Origin of the sequence: Cupriavidus pinatubonensis, assembly GCF_019602855.1 — a bacterium.
Taxonomy (GTDB): Bacteria; Pseudomonadota; Gammaproteobacteria; order Burkholderiales; family Burkholderiaceae; genus Cupriavidus; species Cupriavidus pinatubonensis.
Window position 1 is genome coordinate 22,615 of the sequence record NZ_CP080766.1, and the last position, 20,840, is coordinate 43,454.

The following is a 20,840-nucleotide window of genomic DNA, read 5'->3' on the forward strand; positions in this document are numbered from 1 at the left end:
ATACCGGGCGGCGACGGCTTTTATTCCGGCGCGCAAGGCGTTGGTAGGGCAATGCCGCGACGGCGGAATAAACTGGATCGAATCCCGGTAAACACGCTGAGCGGAGGCCCCAGCATGCTCCGTCCGATTGACCCAAAGGAGTACCGTGAACGCCGCTGACGAGCGCCACCGGTTTGCCGAGCTGGTCCTGCCGCACCTCGATGCGGCCTACAACCTCGCACGATGGCTGAGCGGCAGCGCGGCCGAAGCGGAAGACGTGGTGCAGGAGGCGCTGTTGCGCGCCTACACCTACTTTGGCAGCTATCACGGTGACAGGCCGCGGCCATGGCTGCTGGCCATCGTGCGCAATACGTGGTTCTCGGCTTGGAACCGCGACCAGCCGTCCCGCGACGCTGCGACGTACGAAGACGGCGTCGATGCCGCCCAGGCCTTGCCCGGCTGGCAGGACGCCGCCGAACGGGAGCCGCTGTGCTGCCTGCTGCGTGCAGAAGACGTTCGTCTCGTGCATGAAGCGCTCGCGCGCTTGTCCGCGCCGCTGCGGGAAGTCATCGTGCTGCGCGAGCTGGAGGATATGTGTTACCGCGACATCGCTCAGGTTGCCGCGATTCCGCTCGGCACGGTCATGTCACGCCTTGCGCGCGCACGGCAGGCACTGGCAGTGGCGGTAAGCGCACTGCGCGTGGAGCGGGCCGGACAGCCGTCGGGCGGTGTGGCAACGGTCGATGGCCTGGCAGGAACGGCCGGGGAGGTGGGCAATGGACTGCAATGAAGCACGGCTGCTGCTGCATGCCAGCGCGGACGGCGAACTCGGCCCCGGTGAGCTGGCGCGGCTGGGTCCGCACCTGGCGTCCTGCCCGGTCTGCGCTGCAGAGATCGCCCGCATCCAGGCATTGCGCGACGCGGTGCGGGAAGGCGCTACCTATCATCGTGCGGACGGCGAGTTGCGGGCCCGGCTGCTGGCCAGCCTGCCGGCGCCTGTCCAGCGCGAGCGCGGCAGCCGGTGGGGCGGCCTCGGCAGATGGCTTAGCTGGAGCTATCCGGCGCGCGCGGGCCTGGCGCTGGCGATGGTGGTCGCGGTGGCCATCGGCATCGGTCAGTTCGCCAGCTATCGGTACGACGCGGACATCGTGGCCCGCGAAGTCGTGGCGAGCCATGTGCGGGCGCTGCTGTCGGGCCGCGCCATGGACGTCGCATCGCTGGACCAGCACACCGTTAAGCCCTGGTTCAACGGGCGGCTTGACTATGCGCCGGTGGTACGCGACCTGACTGCGCAGGGGTTCGTGCTGGCCGGAGGCAGGCTCGATTACGTGGACGGGCGCCCGGTGGCCGTGCTGGTCTACCGGCGCAACCGCCATCCCGTCGACATCTTCGTCTTCGTTCCGGGGCAGGCAGGCCTGCCGCCCAAGGTATCCGGATCGCGGCAGGGCTACCAGCTGGAAAGCTGGGACGCCGACGGCATGCGTTTCCTGGCCATTACCGACGCGTCGGCCGACGACCTGCGTACGCTGCGGCGGACGTGGCAGGCAGGCGCGCCCGCCGCCCCGTCCCAGCCATAGCGGCGCTAGACGGCTTGCCAGCGGCCGTCTGTGTCCCCGGCCTTGCCATCGGCGACAAGCTTGAGCAGGTGCGCATGCAGCGAGCGCTGGGCGACCGGGTACATGCGCTCCGGCACGTCGTCATAGACGCGCGGTAGCAGCGCCTCGATCGGGGCCGGCCCGAGATCGCGCAGCGCGCTGAGCACCTTGGCTTCGCGGTGCAGGCGGTGGCGCACAAGCAGACGGATGGCCTCCTGCGGACGGGTGATCAGGAAGCCGTGGCCCGGAGCCAGCCATTCGAGATCCTCTTCCTGCAACGCGGCCAGTGAATCCAGATAGGCGCGCATATCGCCGTCGGGCGGGGAGATGACGACCGTCGAGCCCTGCATGACGTGGTCGCCGGTGAAAAGCGTTTTCTCTTCCTCGAGCAGGAAACACAGGTGGTTGGACGCATGACCCGGCGTATGGATCACGCGCAGCGTGCAGTCGTCGCCGATGGCGATGCGCTCGCCGTGCTGCAGGTCGCGGGCCGGCGCAAACGCGATGTCCTGCCACTGCGTGGCCGGTGCGGCGCGGCCAAGCACGGTGGCGCCTGTGGCGGCCCGCAATGCGGGCGCGGCGGGCGAGTGGTCCATGTGCGTGTGCGTGGCCAGGATCCAGCGGATCGGGCCCGGCGCGGCAGCGAGCACTGCCTGCACATGCGCGGCGTCGTCGGGGCCCGGATCGATCACGGCCCATTCATTGCGTGCACCGCCACCGACCAGGTATGTATTGGTGCCCGGCCCGGTCATGACGCTGCCGTTGTTGGCCGTGACGCGCCAGACGCGTTCGGACAGCCGCACCGGCTCGCCCGGAGCCAGTTCATAGCGTGCGTGCGTCTTGCCTTCAGGGTCAATCCGGCCGATCTCGGCGTAGCACGACTCGTTGGGCATGACGGGCCGCACGCCCGCCGCACCGTTGGCCAGCCGGGGCATGATGCACGCGATGTCGCGCAGCAGCGAGGTGCTGGCAAAGCATTCCTGCGCCGTTTCAAAATGCGCGATCGACTGCAGCGTGCGGCGCGTGACATGCATCATCGGCAGGCCGCTGGCCGGGTCCGCGGCTTCGCCGGGGCGGATCCAGCGATGCTCGACGATTTCCATGCCATCGTGGATGGCGATCTGGCCCGCAGGCGCGATCGCGACAAAGAAGCGCGTGTCGAAGCGCTTGGGCAGGCCCGGCGGCGTGAGCCAGTAGCTGTGGTATGCCAGGCGGTCGGATGCCAGGCGCAGGCCCAGTTCGGCGCATGCGTGCGCCAGTCCGGGGCCGCCACGCTGCACCGCCTGGCGCAGGAAATCGAGTTGCGCGTCGTCGAGATGGCCCGGGGCCAGCAGATCGCCGTTGCGGTGGTAGGCAAGCAGCAGTCCCGCTTCCTCGAAGCATTCGCGGACAGCAGCCAGGTAAAAGTCCAGGCCGTTGGCCGGCAGGTTCAGGCGCTCGCTGGCGGCGGTGTCGTCGAGGCCGGCAGCATGAATGTGCAGCGCCTTGTCCTGTTCCGGGTCGAGCGTGCCGCCCGGAAACACGAAGGCGCCGCTGCTGCGGTCGTTGGCGCGCTCGACGCGCCGCACCAGCAGGACTTCCATGCCCTGCGGGCCGTCGCGCACCACCAGCAGGCTGGCTGCGGCGCGCAGGGACTTGGAGGGACTGGCGGGTCGGTTCGTGGTAGTGCTTGTCTCTGTCGTTGTCATTGTGTCAGCGCGCGGGGGCAGGGCCGCGCGGCAGTGTGTGGCTGGACCGGTCTGGCGCCGGCGTGGTACCAAGTTTCGCGCAGCGTTCCGGGCCGCGTTTTCACATTCTTCGGCCCATAGTGTAGCGGTGATGACAGATTCGCTCTGCTTCGGGCATCTCCGCAGACGGGGTCGCAGTGCGCAATAGTGCCTTTGGCATTTCCTGCCGAAAGACCTACTCTGATTGCTGTACTGCACATAATGAAGGAGGATGTTCCTTGTCCCGAGCCTCGTACCTTTGCTTGGCCTTCGCTTTGCTGCTTAGCGCATGCGAAACGCCGCCGCAGCAGGCAACCAGGCCAGCGCCGCGCCAGGCGGCCGAGCCACGCATCGCGCCGCGCGTGGCGATCGACGCGTGCGAGCAGGCCGTCACCGCCAACGTCAGGAAGGGGCACCCCGAGCCCGGCAGCCTTTTCCTTCTGGAAGACCGCGAGCAGGTTTACCAGCGCCCGGGCGGCATGGCGATGGTGACGGGCGAGGGCACCTTCGAGCCCGACAGCAGCCAGGCCTCGATCGGTTTCCGCTTTACCTGCCTTTACAACGGACGCACCGCCCGCGCGGACGACGTACAGTTGCGCTACTGAGCGCTGCGCGCCCGAATTCCGGCGCAACAAGCTGTTGCAACAGGCAGACAGTCTGATGGCGGCGCGGCCCGTGAGGCGCCGGTTCGTACGCTTCCCCTCGAAGCCCTTCTTCAGAGCAATTGACACGCACCGGGCGGTGCGCACATGATTCGGACGTAATTAGATGCGCCTCCGGGGCAACATGGCACCATGCCACCTGCAGACCCCGCATGAACGGCCGCAAAAACAGATCAGGGAAACGGGGTCATGAATCCATCCATCCGCCAACTGGCCGGCATTGCGGCGCTTGCCGTCCTGCTGAGCGCCTGCTCCACTACGCCCGAACCGGTGACGGCACCAGTTTCCGCCGTGCAACCGCCGTCGAACCAGGCGATGAAGGCGCTGTCCACCGAAGTCTTTACCTACGCCTATCCGCTGGTGCTGATGGACGTGACGCGCGAGCTCATGAGCCTGCGCACGCCCCCCAACACCTTCAGCCACAAGCGCACCTTCCCGGACGCGACGTTCACGGACGTGGTCACGCCGAACGCCGACACGCTGTACTCGTCGGCCTGGCTCGACCTGTCCAAGGAGCCGGTGGTGCTGTCCGTGCCCGATACCCGCGGCCGCTACTACCTGATGCCGTTGATGGATGCCTGGACCAATGTCTTCGCCTCGCCCGGCAAGCGCACCACGGGTACGCAGCGCGGCAACTTCGTGATCACGGGTCCGGGCTGGGAAGGGCCGCTGCCCAAAGGCATGAAGCAGATCAAGTCGCCTACGGCCATGGTCTGGCTGATCGGCCGCACGCAGGCCAACGGCAAGAAGGATTTCCCGGTCGTGCACCGCCTGCAGGATCAGTACCGCCTCACGCCGCTGTCCGCATGGCAGATGGGCGTACGCGCGGCGCCTGAAAAACCCGCACCGCGCTCGCCGACGCTGGACACGCAGTCGCCGCCCGTTGAGCAGGTAGCGGCCATGGACGCGCAGGCCTTCTTCAGCCGCTTTGCCAGCCTGCTGCCGGCCAATCCGCCCGCAGAAGCCGACGCCGCCATGGTCGAGAAGATGCACCGCATGGGGTTGGAGCCCGGTGTGCCGTTCAAAACCACGGTGATGGAACCCGCCACCGCGCGTGCCGTGCAGGAAGGTGCCACCGCAGCGCTGCAGGCGATTGCCGCCACGGCCCGCAAGGGCAACGCCGATGCCGGCAATGGCTGGGTCATGCACCGCGACCTCGGCAACTACGGTACCAACTATGGTCGCCGTGCGGTCACGGCCATGGTCGGGCTTGGCGCCAATTTGCCGGAAGACGCGATCTACGCCTCCACCCGGACCGATGCCTCAGGCAAGGCCCTGCAGGGCAGCACAAGCTATGTCCTGCATTTCGCCAAGGACCAGTTGCCGCCTGCCAGGGCGTTCTGGTCGCTGTCGCTGTACAACCAGCGTCAGGCGTTCGTCGACAACCCGATCGGCCGCTATGCAATCGGCAGCCGCGACCGCTTGCGCTACAACCGCGATGGCTCGCTCGACATCTACATCCAGCACGCACGCCCCGAACGCGGCAAGATGGCCAACTGGCTGCCTGCCCCGCCCGACGGCCTCAACATGACCCTGCGTGCGTACTGGCCGGAGCAGGCGCTGCTCGATGGCTCGTGGATGCCGCCCCCGGTTGAGCGAGTGAACTGAGCTGCGTCTGGCAGCCAAGTGAAAAGGCCGCGTCCCCGGGGACGCGGCCTTTTGTTTTGCACGGACCGTAGCAAACAGTCAGAACTTGTAGCGCACGCCTGCATAGAGTGCTCGCCCGGTACCGGGATAGAACACTGCCGTATTGGCGGTGCGCGCATCGGTCACTGTGCTGAAATCGCTCACATAACGCTTGTTGCCTAGGTTGCGCGCATCGAGGAACACCGTCAGGCCTTGCTTGAAATCGTAGCTGGCCTGCACGCCGAACAGCACGTACGACGGCACCTTGAGCGTGTTTGCGTAGTCGACGTAAGCGCCGGTCGGTACCCAGTCGATGGTGCCTGCGATGCGCAGCCCTGACGCCTGGCTGTACGCCAGCGTGGTACGCAGCACGTGCTCGGGCACGCCTGCAATGCGGTTGTTGCCGTATTGCGGGTCGTTGTCGAAGCGGAAATCGCTGTAGTTCCATAGTTGCGACAGCGTGACCTTGTCGGCCGTGGTGGCGACGTTCTGCAGCAGGTCCGCGCTGACGGCGAGTTCTACGCCTTGCAGCGTGGTGCGATTAGCGTTGAACGTGGCAGCCGGCACGTTGGGATTGGTCGTGTACTGCAGCAACTGGTCGCGCACCAGCGAGCGGTACAGCGTGAGATCCCATCCGAGCCGCTCGCGGCGCCCGCGTGTCCCAAGTTCCAGCGTCCAGCCATGCTGGGCGGAAAGCGGCACGAACTGCGTCGTGGTGCTGATGGTCTGGTTCAGGTCGCTGAAGTCCGGCACATCGGCGCTGCGGGTGATGTCGGCAAACGCCTGAATGTCCTTGGCCGGTTCCCAAAGCACGCCGAATTTCGGGTTCACGCCGCTGTACGTGGTGTCGTCGGACTTGGGCACCGGATTGGCGGGCAGGCCGCCATAGTCGGTGTAGCGGCGCTGGTTGTAGTAAGCCTTGGCGCCGGCCATCACCGCCACCGTGGGCATGACGTAGAGGCGGTCTTCGAAGTAGGCCTCGTAGTTGTAGGCATCCTGCCGGGAATTGAGCGTCTGTGCGCCGCGGTCGCCCGAGACGTTCACGTACTGGCGCGCATCGTTGTTGCCGCCAAAAAACCTTGCGCCGGCGATGAGCTGGTTGCGCATGCCGCCAATGGTCTGCGTGCCCGTGTAGCGCGGTGCGAAGCCATAGGTCCAGTAGTCCTGGTCGATAACCTGGAAGATCGGGTGGTACAGGTTCTTGTGGATCACCCATGTGGAAAAGTCGAGCTGGCCGCTGTCGAGCTTCACCGTAGTGACGTTGGCCAGCCGCTCGGTGCGCGTATTGCGCGCCTGGTCGCCGGCGAGCGCGCTGGCAGAGGCCTTCGTCGGGTTGTTCAGTGCGTCCTGTAGCGACAGCGTGCCGGGCAGCAGCTGGTCGACGACATAGGCGCCGACGTAGAAGCGCGTCTCGACGGTCGGGCTGAAGCGATAACCGAAGTTTGCATTGAGCTGTTCGTACTGGCCACGCTCATGGTCGCGATAGCCTTCCGAGTGGTCGACGCTCAGGTTGGCCATGAAATCGAAGTTGCCGATCTGGCGCGAGGCCTGGCCGGCCGCGCGGACCGTGCCGAAGCTGCCGCCATCGACGCGCACCTGGTTGGGCGCTTCGGTGGTGAACGCGGTGGGCGTGGTGAAGTTGATCGCGCCGCCCAGCGTCGTGCTGCCATAGGCCAGGCCATTGCCGCCCTTGTAGACCTCCGCTGCGTTGAGGCCGATCGGGTCGATTTGGTAGAAGTCGCCGCTGCCGTCGGCGAAATTGGTGGGCACGCCGTCCTGCAGGATTTCCAGGCCCCGTGTATGGAATCCGCGCGCGATGCCGGAGCCGCGAACGGACAGGCGCAATTCCTGTCCATAGCGCTCCTGCACGTAGACGCCCGGAGCATCCTTCAGGACGTCGCGCAGGTTGCTCGCGTAGGTATTGGCGTAGCTCTCGGCGTCGACAAAGCCCACTGAACCGGCCGACTGGTACAGAGATTCCCGTTGCCTGGCGACGCCCGGCACGGTCAGCGAGCCTTCGGCTTTGGCCGTGGCAGTGACGGTCGGCAGTGTCACAGGCTCCGGCCCCGTAACCGGGGCGGTCTGCGCGATTGCGGCGCCCGTCAATGCGGCGGCTGGCAGCGCTGCGGCGCGCCGCCAGTGTCTGGCTCCTTTCATGATTTCCCTTTGCCGGCACATTGGCGCCCCGTTTTGGCAGGGACCAGTGCTCTGAGTGTAATTCGATAGCCGGCAAGGATACGGAGCGCAGCACGCCTCGGCTATGTGACACAGCGCCGCACGCGCGGCGCACACGTCACAAGGCGGTTGCGCTCAGGCGGCGCGGGTGCTGCAGGCGCACCCGGCGCCGTGCCGATGTGCCGCCTGTGACGCCTGCGGCCGTGCCACACGCTTCCCCGTCAGCGTGTCCTGACCCGCGAGGCGCCCGCGCAACTTGCGCGCCGCCGACACCATATTGGCCAGGGCGGCCTCGGTCTCATCCCAACCGCGGGTCTTCAGGCCGCAGTCCGGGTTGACCCACAGACGCTGCGGCGGCACGACCTCGCAGGCGCGGTCCAGCAGCTTTTCCATGGCTTCCACCGACGGCACGCGCGGCGAGTGGATGTCGTAGACGCCCGGTCCGATCTCGTTCGGGTAGTCGAAATCGCCAAAGCCTTCGAGCAGTTCCATGGCCGAGCGCGAGGTCTCGATGGTGATCACGTCCGCATCCATCGCCGCGATCGACGGCAGGATGTCGTTGAACTCGGCATAGCACATATGGGTATGGATCTGGGTCTGGTCCGCCACGCCCGCGGCCGACAGCCGGAACGCGTTGACGGCCCATGCCAGGTAGGCGTCCCAGTCGGCACGGCGCAGCGGCAGGCCCTCGCGCAGCGCCGGCTCGTCGATCTGGATCACGCGGATGCCGGCCTGTTCCAGGTCACACACTTCGTCGCGGATGGCCAGTGCGAGTTGGCGGGCGGTATCGGCGCGCGGCTGGTCGTCGCGGACGAACGACCACTGCAGCATCGTGACGGGGCCGGTCAGCATGCCCTTCATCGGACGCTCGGTCAGCGACTGGGCATAGCGCGCAGTGTCCACGGTCATTGGCTCAGGCCGGTACACGTCGCCGTAGATCACAGGGGGCTTGACGCAGCGCGAGCCGTAGCTCTGCACCCAGCCGTTCTCGGTGAACGCATAGCCGCACAGCTGCTCGCCGAAGTATTCGACCATGTCGTTGCGCTCGGCTTCGCCGTGCACCAGCACGTCCAGCCCCAGCGCTTCCTGCTTGCGCACGGCCAGCTCAATTTCGCCGCGGATGCGGTGCAGGTAGTCGAGCGCGCCGAGATCGCCGCGTTTGTAGGCCGCCCGGGTCTGGCGGATGGCGGCCGTCTGCGGGAACGAGCCAATCGTCGTGGTCGGGAGCAGCGGCAGTTGCAGGGCCTCGCGCTGACGTTCGATGCGGACATCGAACGCGCTGTCGCGGTCGGCCATGTCAGGCGTCACAGCAGCCAGCCGCTGCTGTACGCGCGGATTGACCACGCGGCGCGATTGGCGGCGCGACGCCTGCACGGCATCGGAAGCCTCGAGCTGGGCGGCGACGGCTGTCTCGCCTTGATTCAGCACCGTGGCCAGCACACACAGTTCGCCCAGCTTTTCGGTGGCAAAGGCCAGCCAGGACTTCAGCTCGGCATCGAGCCTGACTTCATGTTCGAGGGATACGGGCACATGCAGCAGCGAGCACGACGGTGCCAGCCACAGCCGATCGCCGAGTTCGGCATGCAGCGGTTTCAGCGTGTCGAGCGCGCGGCGCAGGTCGGTGCGCCAGATATTGCGGCCGTCGATCACGCCAACGGACAGCACGGCCTCGGGCGGCAGCGCCTGGCGCCATGCAACAAGCTGCGCGGGCGCCCGCACCACGTCGATATGGAAGCCGTGGACTGGCAGCGCGGCCGCACGCTCGGCATGGTCGGCTGCGCTGTCGAAGTAGGTTGCGAGCAGCAGTTTCACGCCCGACTGGGCCAGGGTCGCGTACGCCCGGTCGTAGGCATCGAGCCAGGCCGCGTCGAGGTCGAGGCTCAGCGCGGGCTCGTCGATCTGCACCCAATCGATACCACGCGCCTTCAGGCGGGTAAGGATGCGCTGGTAAGCCTGCGCGAGTTGCGGGAGGAGCGACAGCTTGTCAAATCCGGCCTCGTGCGTCTTGGACAGCCACAGGTAGGTCACGGGCCCGATCAGCACCGGCCGCGCCTTCAGGCCGAGCGCCAGCGCTTCTTCGAGTTCGTCGAAAAACCAGTCGGGGCCGCCGTCGAAGCGCGTGGCCGAGTCCAGCTCCGGCACCAGGTAGTGGTAGTTCGTATCGAACCACTTGGTCATTTCCATTGCGGGCTGTTCGCGATTGCCGCGTGCGAGCTCGAAATACTGGGCCAGCGTCAGCGCGGCCGGCTCGAAGCCGAAGCGGCGCGGCAGCGCACCGAGCAGCGCCGTGAGGCTCAGCACCTGGTCGTAGTAGGCGAAGTCGCCTGTAGCAACGGTATCCAGACCGCTGTCAGCCTGCAATTGCCAGTGGCGGCTGCGCAGCGTGGCGGCCACGGCGCGCAGGTCCGCTTCCGTGCTTTCGCCGCGCCAGAAGGATTCCTGTGCAAATTTCAGTTCACGACGAGCGCCGATGCGCGGAAAGCCGAGGATGTGTGTGCGTGCCACGAAGATGCTCCAAAAAGGTCTTGTCTGGCGCACAGTGTCGGTTTCACCGTAAAATGAATCAAGCGACAAGTTTTAAACAAAGTATGAATGAATTTCATATCACCCGAAGCCACAATGAAACGGGCAGGGTCACGTCATGATCGAGGTCCGGCATTTACGCTCGCTGGTGGCCATCGCCGAATCCGGCAAGCTGGCTACCGCCGCCGAGCGCGTTCACGTGAGCCAGTCAGCGCTGTCTCACCAGATCAAGGCGATCGAGGCGCACTACGGCCTGCCGCTGTTCGACCGCACGCGGCAGGGGTTACGGTTCACGCCAGCTGGCGAGCGCCTGCTGGCCTTGGCGCGCGAGGTGCTCGCGGCGGTGAGCGAGGCGGATCGGGATATCGAACGGCTCAAGGGTGACACGCGCGGCGAGCTGCGCGTCGTGCTGGAGTGCCACACCTGCTTTGACTGGCTGATGCCGGTGATGGACGAGTTCCGCCGCCGCTGGCCCGAAGTGGAGGTCGACCTTGTGGCGGGCTTCCACGCGGACCCGATCGCGTTGATCGGCGAGGGGCGCGCAGACATGGTGATTGGTTCATTGCCGGCCACGCGTCGCGGGCTGGAAGTGGCGCCGCTGTTCCGCTTCGAGATTCTTGCGGTCATGGCTAACGAGCACCGGCTGCGCAACAAGCGCCGCATCGAAGCCGCTGACCTGGAGGGCGAGACGCTGATCACCTATCCCGTGCCCGAGCAACGCATCGACCTGATCCGGGAAGTGCTGGAGCCCGCCGGCATCCGCCTGCAGCGCCGCACCGCCGAGTTGACGGTGGCCGTGCTGCAACTCGTGGCAAGCCGTCGCGGCGTCGCGGCGTTGCCAAACTGGGGTGTGAAGAACTACGTCGATCACGACTACGTGCTGGCCAAGCGAATCGGGGCGCGGGGCCTGTGGAGCGAGCTGTACGCCACGGTTCCCGCCGCCATCTCGCAGCGGCCGTATGTGGCGGATTTCGTGGCGATCGTCCGCGATATCTGCGCGGCGCAGCTCGACGGCATCGAACTGCTTGCGCCTGCCTGAGCGAATCGGTCAGGCGTGCAGGGCTACGGCAGGCATGAAAGCGGGGAGTGCGGGAGCGCTTTTGTCGACTGCCTCATCGAGATCGTCGTCGCCGAAATCCGCCATCAGCACTTCCACGTCCGCGCCGTTGCCGAGGCGCCGCACGAAGAGGTGCAGCAAGTCGGTGTCCGCTGCGGTCAGCGTGGCGCTGACGCGATGGCGGGCAGTGGCATCAAAGCGCAGTTGCTGCAGCGCCAGGCCGGTACGGCGCGCGTTGGCGAGTACCCATTCCATCGCGCCGAAGAGATCGGTGGCCGCAAGGCGCAGATCGAGTTGCAGGGTAGGGGTGGCAGAGGGTGGCATGTGGCGTCTGAAGCAAGAATGTCGGTCAGGTAAATTTACCAGTGGACCGGCAAAATGAGCTTCTGAATTTCCTGCCGTCTCGGTATGTTTGTAGATGAATTGTCTCTTGAGCGTAGAATTCAAGGATTATCCATCTGTCGCAAAGACACTCCTCATGCCAACCATCCCGAAGCTCGACGACGTTGACCGTCGCATCCTGCGTGAACTGCGGCGTGATGGCCGCCTGTCGAACGCAAAGCTGGCGGAACACGTCGGCCTGTCCGCGACACCATGCTGGAACCGGGTGCGCGCACTGGAAGAGAACGGAGTCATTGAAGGCTATGCGGCGTTGCTCAACCAGAAGGCGCTCGGATTGCCCGATACCGTACTGATCGAAGTGACGCTTGATCGACACGACGATGACATGCTCCACCGGTTCGGGCAAGCACTCGCCGAACTGCCGGAAGTCCTCGAGGCCCATTTGCTCACGGGCGAGTACGACTACCTGATCAAGGTCGCGGTAGCGGGCACCGAGGGCTATGAGGAATTCCTGCGTCACAAGCTGTACAAGCTGCCCGGCCTGCGCCATAGCCATTCCACCTTTGTGCTGCGCACATTGAAGCGCGAGCTGTCAGTCGCGCCTTAGCTCACGTGAAGCATGCGCCCTACAGTAGGTACTGCGCTGGCGCATCAGCAAGCCGGTTACCGCCCGGTCAATGCACGGTTGAGGTGCCTGCCGGCGGGGTCGGCAAGCGTAAAGATACAATTCCGCTCATAATGTCGAGCGGTGCCGGCCCGGCCGGCTCCCGATCTTCTTGAATACCGGTATGAACGACACAGAGATTGCGCTGATCGATTCAGCGCGCCTGCCGACCCGATTCGGCGAATTTACCGCTCACGCTTTCAAAGGCGTGGACTCGGGCATCGAGCACCTTGCCCTCAGCGTGGGGGACATCACGGGCGAAGATGTGCTGATTCGCATGCACTCGGAGTGCCTGACCGGTGATGTGTTCGGCTCGTGCCGCTGTGACTGCGGTCCCCAGCTCGAACTGGCGATGGAGAAGATCGCCGCCGAAGGCCGCGGCATCCTGCTGTACCTGCGCGGCCACGAAGGCCGGGGAATCGGCCTGGCGGAGAAGATCCGTGCCTATGCGCTGCAGGACACCGGCCTCGACACGGTCGATGCCAATCTTGCCCTCGGCCAGGCCATCGACGCCCGCAACTACGCGTTTGCCGCCGACCTGCTGCATCAGTGGGGCGTGAAGTCCGTGCGCCTGATGAGCAACAACCCGCTCAAGGCTGCGGCGCTGGAGAAGGCCGGCATCGTCGTGAAGGAGCAGCTGCGGCACATCGTGCCGTCGAATGCCGAGAACGAAAAATATCTGGCGACCAAGCGGTCGCGAATGGGACATTTGCTGGATTGAGTTTGGTCGGCCGGCACGTGCCGGTCGACATAGCAAGGATTGGACGCCCTTGGGTTTTGCCCAGGGGCGTTGTCATTTCATGGTTAGACGGTTTGCAATTCCAGGGGCGCGGCTTCCTGGCGGATGGCCCGAGACGGACTATCCTTTCCCGTTGCAACGAATTTGTGTCCGTGCTGATACACTGTACGGATATACAGTCCATGTGCCGTACACGGTCGGGGCTGTCTCCCAGGAACCCGGCCCTTACCAAGCGTCATCGCAGCCTGTGCTAAGGTTGTTTTCTTGCGCAGTCATGATTCTTGTCGGGTGGCATAACCATCTGATTCAAAAGAGAAAACCGTGTCGAGCAAGCAGCTGATCCGTATTCGGGGCGCCCGCCAGCACAACCTCAAGAACGTCGACCTGGATCTCCGTCCGGGCGAGATGACGGTGGTGACCGGCCCGTCCGGGTCGGGCAAATCCAGCCTGGTGTTCGACACGCTTTATGCCGAGGGCCAGCGGCGCTACGTAGAGACCTTCAGCGCCTATGCGCGTCAGTTCCTCGATCGCATGGACCGGCCGCAGGTCGAACGCGTGGACGGCGTGCCGCCGGCGATCGCGATCGACCAGACCAACCCGGTGCGCAGTTCGCGTTCGACGGTCGGTACGATGACCGAACTGAACGATCACCTGAAGCTGCTCTACGCACGCGCGGCGGAACTGTTCGACCGGCAGACCGCGCAGCCCGTTCGGCACGACTCGCCCGAAACGATCTACGCCGAACTGCTCGCACGCACCACCGAAGGCCAGCCGCATCACGACGCGCGGCTGGTCGTGACGTTCCCGGTCGAACTGCCTGAGTCGACCACCGAGGATGAAGTCCAGCAATGGCTGTCGGTCAGCGGCTATACGCGCGTGCAGGCACAGCGCGTGGTGGAATCGTCCACCGGGGCGCGCAAGGTGCTCGATGTGGTGGCGGACCGGTTCCGCATTGGCTCGGTGGAGAAGGCGCGCGCGGTGGAGGCCATCGAAGCGTCGCTGCGCCGCGGCGGGGGGCGCGTGAATGTCTATGCGCTGGCCGATGAGGGCGAAGGCCCGATCTGGCGCTTTTCGACCGGCCTGCACAGCCCCGATAGCGATCTGCGCTATGCCGATCCTCAGCCTGCGCTGTTCTCGTTCAACTCTGCCTATGGCGCCTGCGAGACTTGCCGTGGGTTTGGCCGCGTGATCGGCGTGGACCTCGGGCTGGTGATTCCGGATGTGCGCAAGTCGCTGCGCCAGGGTGCGATCAAGCCGATGCAGACGCCCGCGTGGAAGGAGTGCCAGGACGACCTGATGCGCTACGCGGTTAGGGCCGACATTCCGCGCGATACGCCGTGGTCCGAGATGACCGAAGCCCAGCGCCACTGGGTCATTCACGGCTCGCCCGACTGGAACGGCCAGTGGAACAAGCAGTGGTACGGCGTGATGCGGTTCTTCAGCTACCTGGAGTCCAAGGCCTACAAGATGCACATCCGCGTGCTGCTGTCGAAGTACCGCAGCTACACGCCGTGCGAAACCTGTGGCGGCGCGCGCCTGAAAACCGAGTCGCTGCTATGGCGCCTGGGTTCGAAGGTCAATGCCGATACCGTGCTGGCGCCGCAGCAGCGCTTCCTGCCGCGCGGCGTGGACTGGGATCGCACGCAGCTCGAATCGCTGCCCGGCTTGACCGTGCACGACCTGATGCTGATGCCGATTGCGCGCATCCGCCGCTTCTTCGACGACCTGACGCTGCCGAGCAGCATGCTCGACGACGCGCTCAAGCTGCTGCTCGCCGAAGTCCGCACGCGGCTCAAGTACCTGTGCGACGTGGGCCTTGGCTATCTGACGCTGGACCGCCAGAGCCGTACGCTGTCCGGCGGCGAGGTGCAGCGTATCAACCTGACTACAGCGCTGGGCACCTCGCTGGTGAACACGCTGTTCGTGCTGGACGAGCCCAGCATCGGCCTGCATCCGCGCGACCTGAACCGCATCGTCGAGGCCATGCATCGGCTGCGCGATGCCGGCAATACGCTGGTGGTGGTCGAGCACGATCCATCCGTGATGCTGGCTGCCGACCGCCTGATCGACATGGGCCCCGGCCCCGGCGAGCGCGGCGGCAATATCATTTTCGACGGCACGCCGAAGGATATCCGCGGCGCGGGCACGCTGACCGGCGAATACCTGGGCGGCCGCAAGCGCGTGGCCGATGCCTCGCATTGGCAACTGCGGCCGGTGGACGATACGGTGCCGCGCATCGTGCTGGAAGGCGCAACCGAGCACAACCTCCAGGACGTGACGGTGGAGATCCCGCTGCAGCGGCTGGTATGTGTAACGGGCGTGTCCGGTTCCGGGAAGTCCACGCTGCTGCAGGATGTGCTGTATCCCGCCATGGCGCGCCATTTCGGCAAGGCGACCGAATCACCGGGCGCGCACCGCGCGCTGCGTGGCGCCGATCTCGTCGATGACGTGGTCTTCGTCGACCAGTCGCCGATCGGCAAGACCGCGCGCTCCAACCCGGCCAGCTATGTCGGCGCATTCGACGAGATCCGCAAGATTTTCGCCAAGGCGCCCATGGCCATTCAGCGCAGCTATACCGCGGGCACGTTCAGCTTCAACTCGGGCGATGGACGCTGCCCGACCTGCGGTGGCTCGGGCTTCGAGCACGTCGAAATGCAGTTTCTCAGCGACGTCTACCTGCGCTGCCCCGACTGCGATGGCAGCCGTTACCGTCCCGAAGTGCTCGAGGTCAAGATCGAGCGGAGCTTGCCTGGCCAGCCGGCGCGCTTGCTGAGCGTGGCCGATGTGCTGGAACTGACGGTGTCGGAGGCTGCGGCGTACTTCGCTGGCGATGCCGCCGTGCTGCGCGTGCTGCAACCCATTGTCGATGTGGGCCTGGAGTACGTGAAGCTGGGCCAGCCCGTGCCGACACTTTCGGGCGGCGAAGCGCAGCGCCTCAAGCTGGCGGGATTCCTCGCCGAAGCGGCGCAGGCAGCGCAGCCCAAGGGCCGCGTGATCCGGCCCGATACCTCGCCCAAGCGTCTGTTCATGTTCGACGAGCCGACCACGGGCCTGCATTTCGACGACATCGCCAAGCTGATGCGCGCGTTCGGCAAGCTGCTCGACGGCGGCCATTCGCTGGTGGTGATCGAGCACAACTTAGACGTGGTCCGTGCCGCGGACTGGCTGATCGACCTGGGCCCCGAAGGCGGCGACGCCGGCGGCCGCGTCGTCTGCACGGGCACGCCCGAAGATGTGAAGGGTTGCGCCGAGTCCCATACCGGCCAGGCGCTGATTCACTATGACGCCGCGCTTGGCGAAGCGGGCACATTGGCGGCAGAGCGCGCCGAAGGCGAAGGTGTGCCGCTACAGGCCGCGCTGCAGGCCCGGCGCGCGCGCCGCGCAATCGAAGGCGAGGACGTCGTGCGAATCGTCAACGCGCACGAGCACAACCTCAAGTCGCTCAACGTCGATATCCCGCACGGCAAGTTCAATGTGGTGACCGGCGTGTCCGGTTCGGGCAAGTCGACGCTGGCGTTCGACATCCTGTTCCATGAAGGGCAGCGCCGCTACCTGGAATCCCTCAACGCCTATGCGCGTTCGATCGTGCAGCCTGCTGGCCGGCCCGAAGTCGATGCGGTCTACGGCATTCCGCCGACCGTCGCGATCGAGCAGCGCCTGTCGCGCGGCGGCCGCAAGAGTACGGTGGCGACGACATCGGAGGTGTGGCACTTCCTGCGGCTGTTGTACGTGAAGCTCGGTATCCAGCACTGCGTGCATGACGGCGCACCGGTGACTTCGCAAAGCCCGGACTCCATCGCCGCGCAGTTGCTGCGCGACCATCGCGGCGAGCATGTCGGTTTCCTCGCCCCGCTGGTCGTGAACCGCAAGGGCGTCTACACGGACCTGGCCAAGTGGGCGAAGGCGCGCGGCAACACGCACCTGCGCGTGGATGGCGAATTCCTGCCGGTCGATCCGTGGCCGCGCCTGGACCGTTTCCGCGAACACACGATCGAACTGCCGGTGGGCGACCTCGTGATCTCGCCGGAAAATGAAGGCCAGTTGCGCGCGCTGCTGGCGCAGGCGCTCGAAGCTGGCAAGGGCGTGATGCACCTGCTGGCGCCGCTGGACGGCCTGCACGACGCTATGCACAACGGCGACGGCACCGCGCATGTTGGCGACGTGAAGGTGTTCTCAACCAAGCGCGCCTGTCCCGTCTGCGGTACCAGCTATCCGGAACTCGATCCGCGGATGTTCTCGTACAACAGCAAGCACGGCTGGTGCACGACCTGCGTAGGCACAGGCCTGACGCTGACGCGCGAACAGCGCGCCGTGTTCGATGACACGGTGCTGGCCAGCGATGACCGGGGCCGCGAGCAAAGCCTGCCGTCCGAGGAACAGGAGCCGGAAGGCGTGGGTGACACGCCATGCCCGGACTGCCATGGCACCCGCCTGAACCTGGTTGCACGCGCCGTGACGTTCGACGAGCAGGCCATTGTCGATGTGGCACAGTGGACCGTGTCGCAAACGCGTGAATGGGTTGACGGATTGCGCCTGACCGGCCGCGATGCCGACATCGCCCGCGACGTGATCAGCGAGATCGGCAGCCGCCTGCAGTTCCTGGAGGAAGTCGGCCTTGGCTACCTGAGCCTGGATCGTGCCGCGCCGAGCCTGTCCGGTGGTGAAGCGCAGCGCATCCGGCTGGCCGCGCAGCTCGGCAGCAACCTGCAGGGCGTGTGCTACGTGCTGGACGAGCCGACCATCGGGCTGCATCCGCGCGACAACCAGATCCTGCTCGACGCGCTGCGCAAGCTCGGCGAAAAGGGCAATACGCTGGTGGTGGTAGAGCATGACGAAGACACCATCCGCCGCGCCGACCACATCATCGATATCGGCCCCGGCGCGGGCAAGCGCGGCGGCACGCTGGTGGCGCAGGGCAGCGTGGCGGATCTCGCCTCGGCGCCGGATTCAACCACCGGGCAGTTCCTGGCCCGGCCCATTGTCCATCCGCTGCAGGCGCGGCGCACGGTGAAGCCCGGTGCCGCCGGGAAGCCGGCCGATCCGCCCGAATGGCTGACCGTGCATGGCGCCTCGCTGCACAACCTGCGCAAGGTCACGGCGCGCATCCCGCTGTCGCGACTGGTGGCCATTACCGGGGTCAGCGGGTCGGGCAAGTCCACGCTCGCGCGGGACGTGCTGATGACCAACCTGCTGGATGCGGTGGGCCGTTCGGTGCTGTCGTCGCCGGCCACGCGCCGCGCGCGCAGTGCTGCGCAGCAGGAGGCCGCGGCCAAGGGCGTCAAGGCGGAGCGCAAGGCGTTCAAGGTCGATCATGACTGGTACGGCTGCGAGTCGATCACCGGCTGGGAGTCGATCGACCGCGTGCTCGAAGTAGACCAGACCCCGATCGGCAAGACCCCGCGCTCATGCCCGGCGACCTATATCGGCGTGTGGGACACCATCCGCCGACTGTTTGCCGACACGCTGGAGGCACGTGCTCGCGGCTATACCGCATCGCGCTTCTCGTTCAACACCGGCGATGGCCGCTGCCCGGCCTGCGAAGGGCAGGGCGTGCGCACCATCGGCATGAGCTTCCTGCCGGACGTGAAGGTGCCTTGCGACGTCTGCCATGGCCAGCGCTTCAACCCGGAAACGCTGGCTGTCACGTGGCGCGGCAAGAACATCGGCGAAGTGCTGACCATGGAAATCGACGAAGCGGTGGAGTTTTTCGCTGCGATGTCGAACATCGCCCATCCGCTGCAGTTGATGAAGGATGTCGGTCTTGGCTATCTGACACTGGGCCAGCCATCGCCCACGCTGTCCGGTGGGGAAGCGCAGCGCATCAAGCTGGTGACCGAGTTGAGCAAAGTGCGTGACGACATCACGCGGCGCGGCCAGAAGGCGCCGCACACGCTATACGTGCTGGACGAACCGACCGTGGGCCTGCACATGGCAGACGTGGCGCGCCTGATTCGCGTGCTGCATCGCCTGACTGATGGCGGCCACAGCGTGGTGGTGATCGAGCACGATCTCGACGTGATCGCCGAAGCCGACTGGATCATCGACCTGGGCCCCGAAGGCGGCGCGGGTGGCGGCACCATCGTCGGCGCGGCAGATCCGGAGGCGCTGTCGCGCATGCCGGCCAGCCATACGGGCGCCGCGCTGGTGCCGGTGCTGGCGCGCACCGTCGAGCGGGCGCGTGTCAGTGTCGGATAACCGCCCCTCGCGATAGCAGGGAACAGCCAGGGAGCAGGTTCTTCCGTTTCAGGCAGAAGGGGCGCATGTTTCATGCGCCCCTTCTGCGCTGGGCATGCCTTTCGCTAGACAGTGGCGACAGGCGCGCACTTCGCGCGCTGAACGGAGGTAACCATGAAGCATTTACGACCCAGCGGCCTGCTGCTGGCCGCAGCGCTCGCGGCAGCAACGATTCCTGTGATGGCGCAGACCCCCACGACGCCGCGCGATCCGTATTCGCAAGGCGCCCGCGCGGGTGACAAGTTCGATCCGTATACGCAAGGTACCAACGCCACAACACGCCAGGGTCTGGCGCCGGATTCCCAGCCATCCACCGCGCCGGCGCAGCCTGGTGCCTACAGTCAGTCATACAGCCAGTCCAGCACCTACAGCCAGCCTGGAACCATGTCCATGCAGCGCAGCCCCAATCCGTATATGCAGGGCGGCGGTTGGGACAGCCCGAACCTCGGCCAGCGGCTGGGCCCGCGCAGCGCTTTCCTGGACGGATCCTGACCGGTAACAGCGCGCCCGCGAGCGCCCGCCGGCGTCCCCGGTCGTTCTTACCGCCGGTTGAAATTCCTGCGTGATGGCGGGAAGCGCCGGCAATCTGGCAGCGGGCGCGCAGTTGCGCTCGCTGCGCACCGTGTGGACGTGCCTTGTCACAGCCCGCCAAGGAGCACCTGATGAGACGAAGCGACTATCCGGACTATCCACGCTACTCCGACAGCCCTGATTACCCCTATCGCGACCGCGACCCTGAAGACCCGCGCGCCGATGAAGACTACCTGCGCCGGCCGCCGAGCCGCAAATACGGCAGCAACGACCAGGGTTACAGCGACCTCCCGGCACATGAGCGCAACGAGCGCCTGCGGCATCTGTCTTCTCGCCATGGAAACCCGGAACGGCGACTGCCACGCGAATCCGTGCGCGGTACATGGGGCGGTGAAAGCAGACGCGATGATGAGGAGTGGGCGCGCAGGTACCGAGACCAGCCCTACAGGCCGTCCGGTGCGGAAGCCTCACGCGGCGATTATGGCGCCGAGCGAGAGACGTGGCGCCAGGAGCCACGCCGGTATCCAATGTACGGGCTTGGCGACCCGCGCGCGCAGGAGTATTCGGAATATGGATCGGGCCGCTATGGCGGTTCGGGGTATCGCCGCAGCGAAGGCCCGCGCAATTACCGCCGCGCCGATGACCGGCTCCACGATGCCGTCTGCACACGCCTGGCGCATGAAGAGGGGCTAGACGTCAGCGAGGTGACGGTACACGTGCGCGAAGGCGTGGTGACGATGGAAGGCACGGTCAATGACCGTCGCAGCAAGTACGAGATCGAAGAGATTGCGGAGTCCGTGTTCGGGGTGCGTGACGTGGTCAATCATATCCACGTGCGGCGGTTTGGGGTTCTGGCTTCGGAGTAGCGCAGGAGCCCGGGTCGGCAGACGGGAGTCATGTGAGCATGGGTCCCGTGAGTAGATGGCGTGCCTGGCATATGCCAGCCACGCCCCTTTGGCGAGATCGCTCCGGATCGCTCCGAATCAACCCGGATCGCGCCCGACCCT

The 20,840-nt window shown here is 66.0% G+C and carries 14 protein-coding genes; 10 read left to right on the forward strand and 4 right to left on the reverse strand.

Annotation, left to right across the window (positions count from 1 at the left end; all coding sequences use genetic code 11):
• Positions 1 to 145: 145 nt before the first annotated feature.
• Together K2O51_RS00130 and K2O51_RS00135 are read left to right on the forward strand one after the other, a co-directional pair.
• Positions 146 to 769 (forward strand): RNA polymerase sigma factor, encoded by a 624-nt coding sequence (locus K2O51_RS00130; RefSeq protein WP_011300370.1) that lies wholly within the window; start codon positions 146 to 148, stop codon positions 767 to 769.
• Positions 756 to 1,556 carry an anti-sigma factor family protein gene (locus tag K2O51_RS00135; RefSeq protein ID WP_011300369.1) on the forward strand — a complete coding sequence of 267 codons (801 nt, stop codon included), beginning with the start codon at positions 756 to 758 and terminating at the stop codon, positions 1,554 to 1,556. The genes K2O51_RS00130 and K2O51_RS00135 overlap by 14 nt, the downstream gene beginning before the upstream one ends.
• A 5-nt stretch (positions 1,557 to 1,561) precedes the next feature.
• Here K2O51_RS00135 and K2O51_RS00140 read toward each other — a convergent pair whose 3' ends face one another.
• Positions 1,562 to 3,262: an MBL fold metallo-hydrolase gene (locus K2O51_RS00140; protein ID WP_011300368.1), complete on the reverse strand. Its 1,701-nt coding sequence runs from the start codon at positions 3,260 to 3,262 to the stop codon at positions 1,562 to 1,564.
• 257 nt (positions 3,263 to 3,519) lie between these two features.
• Between K2O51_RS00140 and K2O51_RS00145 the strand changes: the two genes are divergently transcribed.
• Together K2O51_RS00145 and K2O51_RS00150 are read left to right on the forward strand one after the other, a co-directional pair.
• Positions 3,520 to 3,885, forward strand: a complete 366-nt coding sequence (locus K2O51_RS00145) for a hypothetical protein (RefSeq protein ID WP_011300367.1) — start codon at positions 3,520 to 3,522, stop codon at positions 3,883 to 3,885.
• A 246-nt stretch (positions 3,886 to 4,131) separates the two neighbouring features.
• The gene (locus K2O51_RS00150; protein ID WP_011300366.1) at positions 4,132 to 5,550 is read left to right on the forward strand and encodes a DUF1254 domain-containing protein; all 1,419 of its coding nucleotides are present in this window, start codon (positions 4,132 to 4,134) and stop codon (positions 5,548 to 5,550) included.
• 78 nt (positions 5,551 to 5,628) lie between these two features.
• Here the strand turns inward: K2O51_RS00150 and K2O51_RS00155 are convergent, their stop codons facing one another.
• Together K2O51_RS00155 and metE are read right to left on the reverse strand one after the other, a co-directional pair.
• Complete coding sequence (locus tag K2O51_RS00155; protein WP_220630316.1) at positions 5,629 to 7,725, reverse strand: TonB-dependent receptor family protein; 2,097 nt, start codon at positions 7,723 to 7,725, stop codon at positions 5,629 to 5,631.
• A gap of 153 nt (positions 7,726 to 7,878) precedes the next feature.
• Entirely contained in the window at positions 7,879 to 10,248 is a 2,370-nt protein-coding gene (gene metE, locus K2O51_RS00160) for a 5-methyltetrahydropteroyltriglutamate--homocysteine S-methyltransferase (protein ID WP_220630317.1), read from the reverse strand.
• A gap of 136 nt (positions 10,249 to 10,384) precedes the next feature.
• Between metE and K2O51_RS00165 the strand changes: the two genes are divergently transcribed.
• On the forward strand, positions 10,385 to 11,305 hold the full coding sequence (locus K2O51_RS00165) for a LysR family transcriptional regulator (RefSeq protein ID WP_011300363.1): 921 nt from the start codon (positions 10,385 to 10,387) through the stop codon (positions 11,303 to 11,305).
• A 9-nt stretch (positions 11,306 to 11,314) separates the two neighbouring features.
• Here the strand turns inward: K2O51_RS00165 and K2O51_RS00170 are convergent, their stop codons facing one another.
• On the reverse strand, positions 11,315 to 11,647 hold the full coding sequence (locus K2O51_RS00170) for a hypothetical protein (RefSeq protein ID WP_011300362.1): 333 nt from the start codon (positions 11,645 to 11,647) through the stop codon (positions 11,315 to 11,317).
• Between the two features lie 154 nt (positions 11,648 to 11,801).
• Between K2O51_RS00170 and K2O51_RS00175 the strand changes: the two genes are divergently transcribed.
• The 5 genes from K2O51_RS00175 to K2O51_RS00195 all read left to right on the forward strand — a co-directional run bounded on the left by K2O51_RS00175 (position 11,802) and on the right by K2O51_RS00195 (position 20,699).
• Positions 11,802 to 12,272: an Lrp/AsnC family transcriptional regulator gene (locus K2O51_RS00175; RefSeq protein ID WP_140950126.1), complete on the forward strand. Its 471-nt coding sequence runs from the start codon at positions 11,802 to 11,804 to the stop codon at positions 12,270 to 12,272.
• Positions 12,273 to 12,453: 181 nt separating this feature from the next.
• Positions 12,454 to 13,050, forward strand: a complete 597-nt coding sequence (gene ribA, locus K2O51_RS00180) for a GTP cyclohydrolase II (RefSeq protein ID WP_011300360.1) — start codon at positions 12,454 to 12,456, stop codon at positions 13,048 to 13,050.
• Between the two features lie 339 nt (positions 13,051 to 13,389).
• Positions 13,390 to 19,263, forward strand: coding sequence for an excinuclease ABC subunit UvrA (gene uvrA / locus K2O51_RS00185; RefSeq protein WP_220630318.1), 5,874 nt, complete (start codon positions 13,390 to 13,392; stop codon positions 19,261 to 19,263).
• Positions 19,264 to 19,416: 153 nt separating this feature from the next.
• Positions 19,417 to 19,794: an endonuclease gene (locus K2O51_RS00190; protein WP_011300358.1), complete on the forward strand. Its 378-nt coding sequence runs from the start codon at positions 19,417 to 19,419 to the stop codon at positions 19,792 to 19,794.
• Between the two features lie 170 nt (positions 19,795 to 19,964).
• Positions 19,965 to 20,699, forward strand: coding sequence for a BON domain-containing protein (locus tag K2O51_RS00195; protein ID WP_220630319.1), 735 nt, complete (start codon positions 19,965 to 19,967; stop codon positions 20,697 to 20,699).
• Positions 20,700 to 20,840 lie beyond the last annotated feature (141 nt).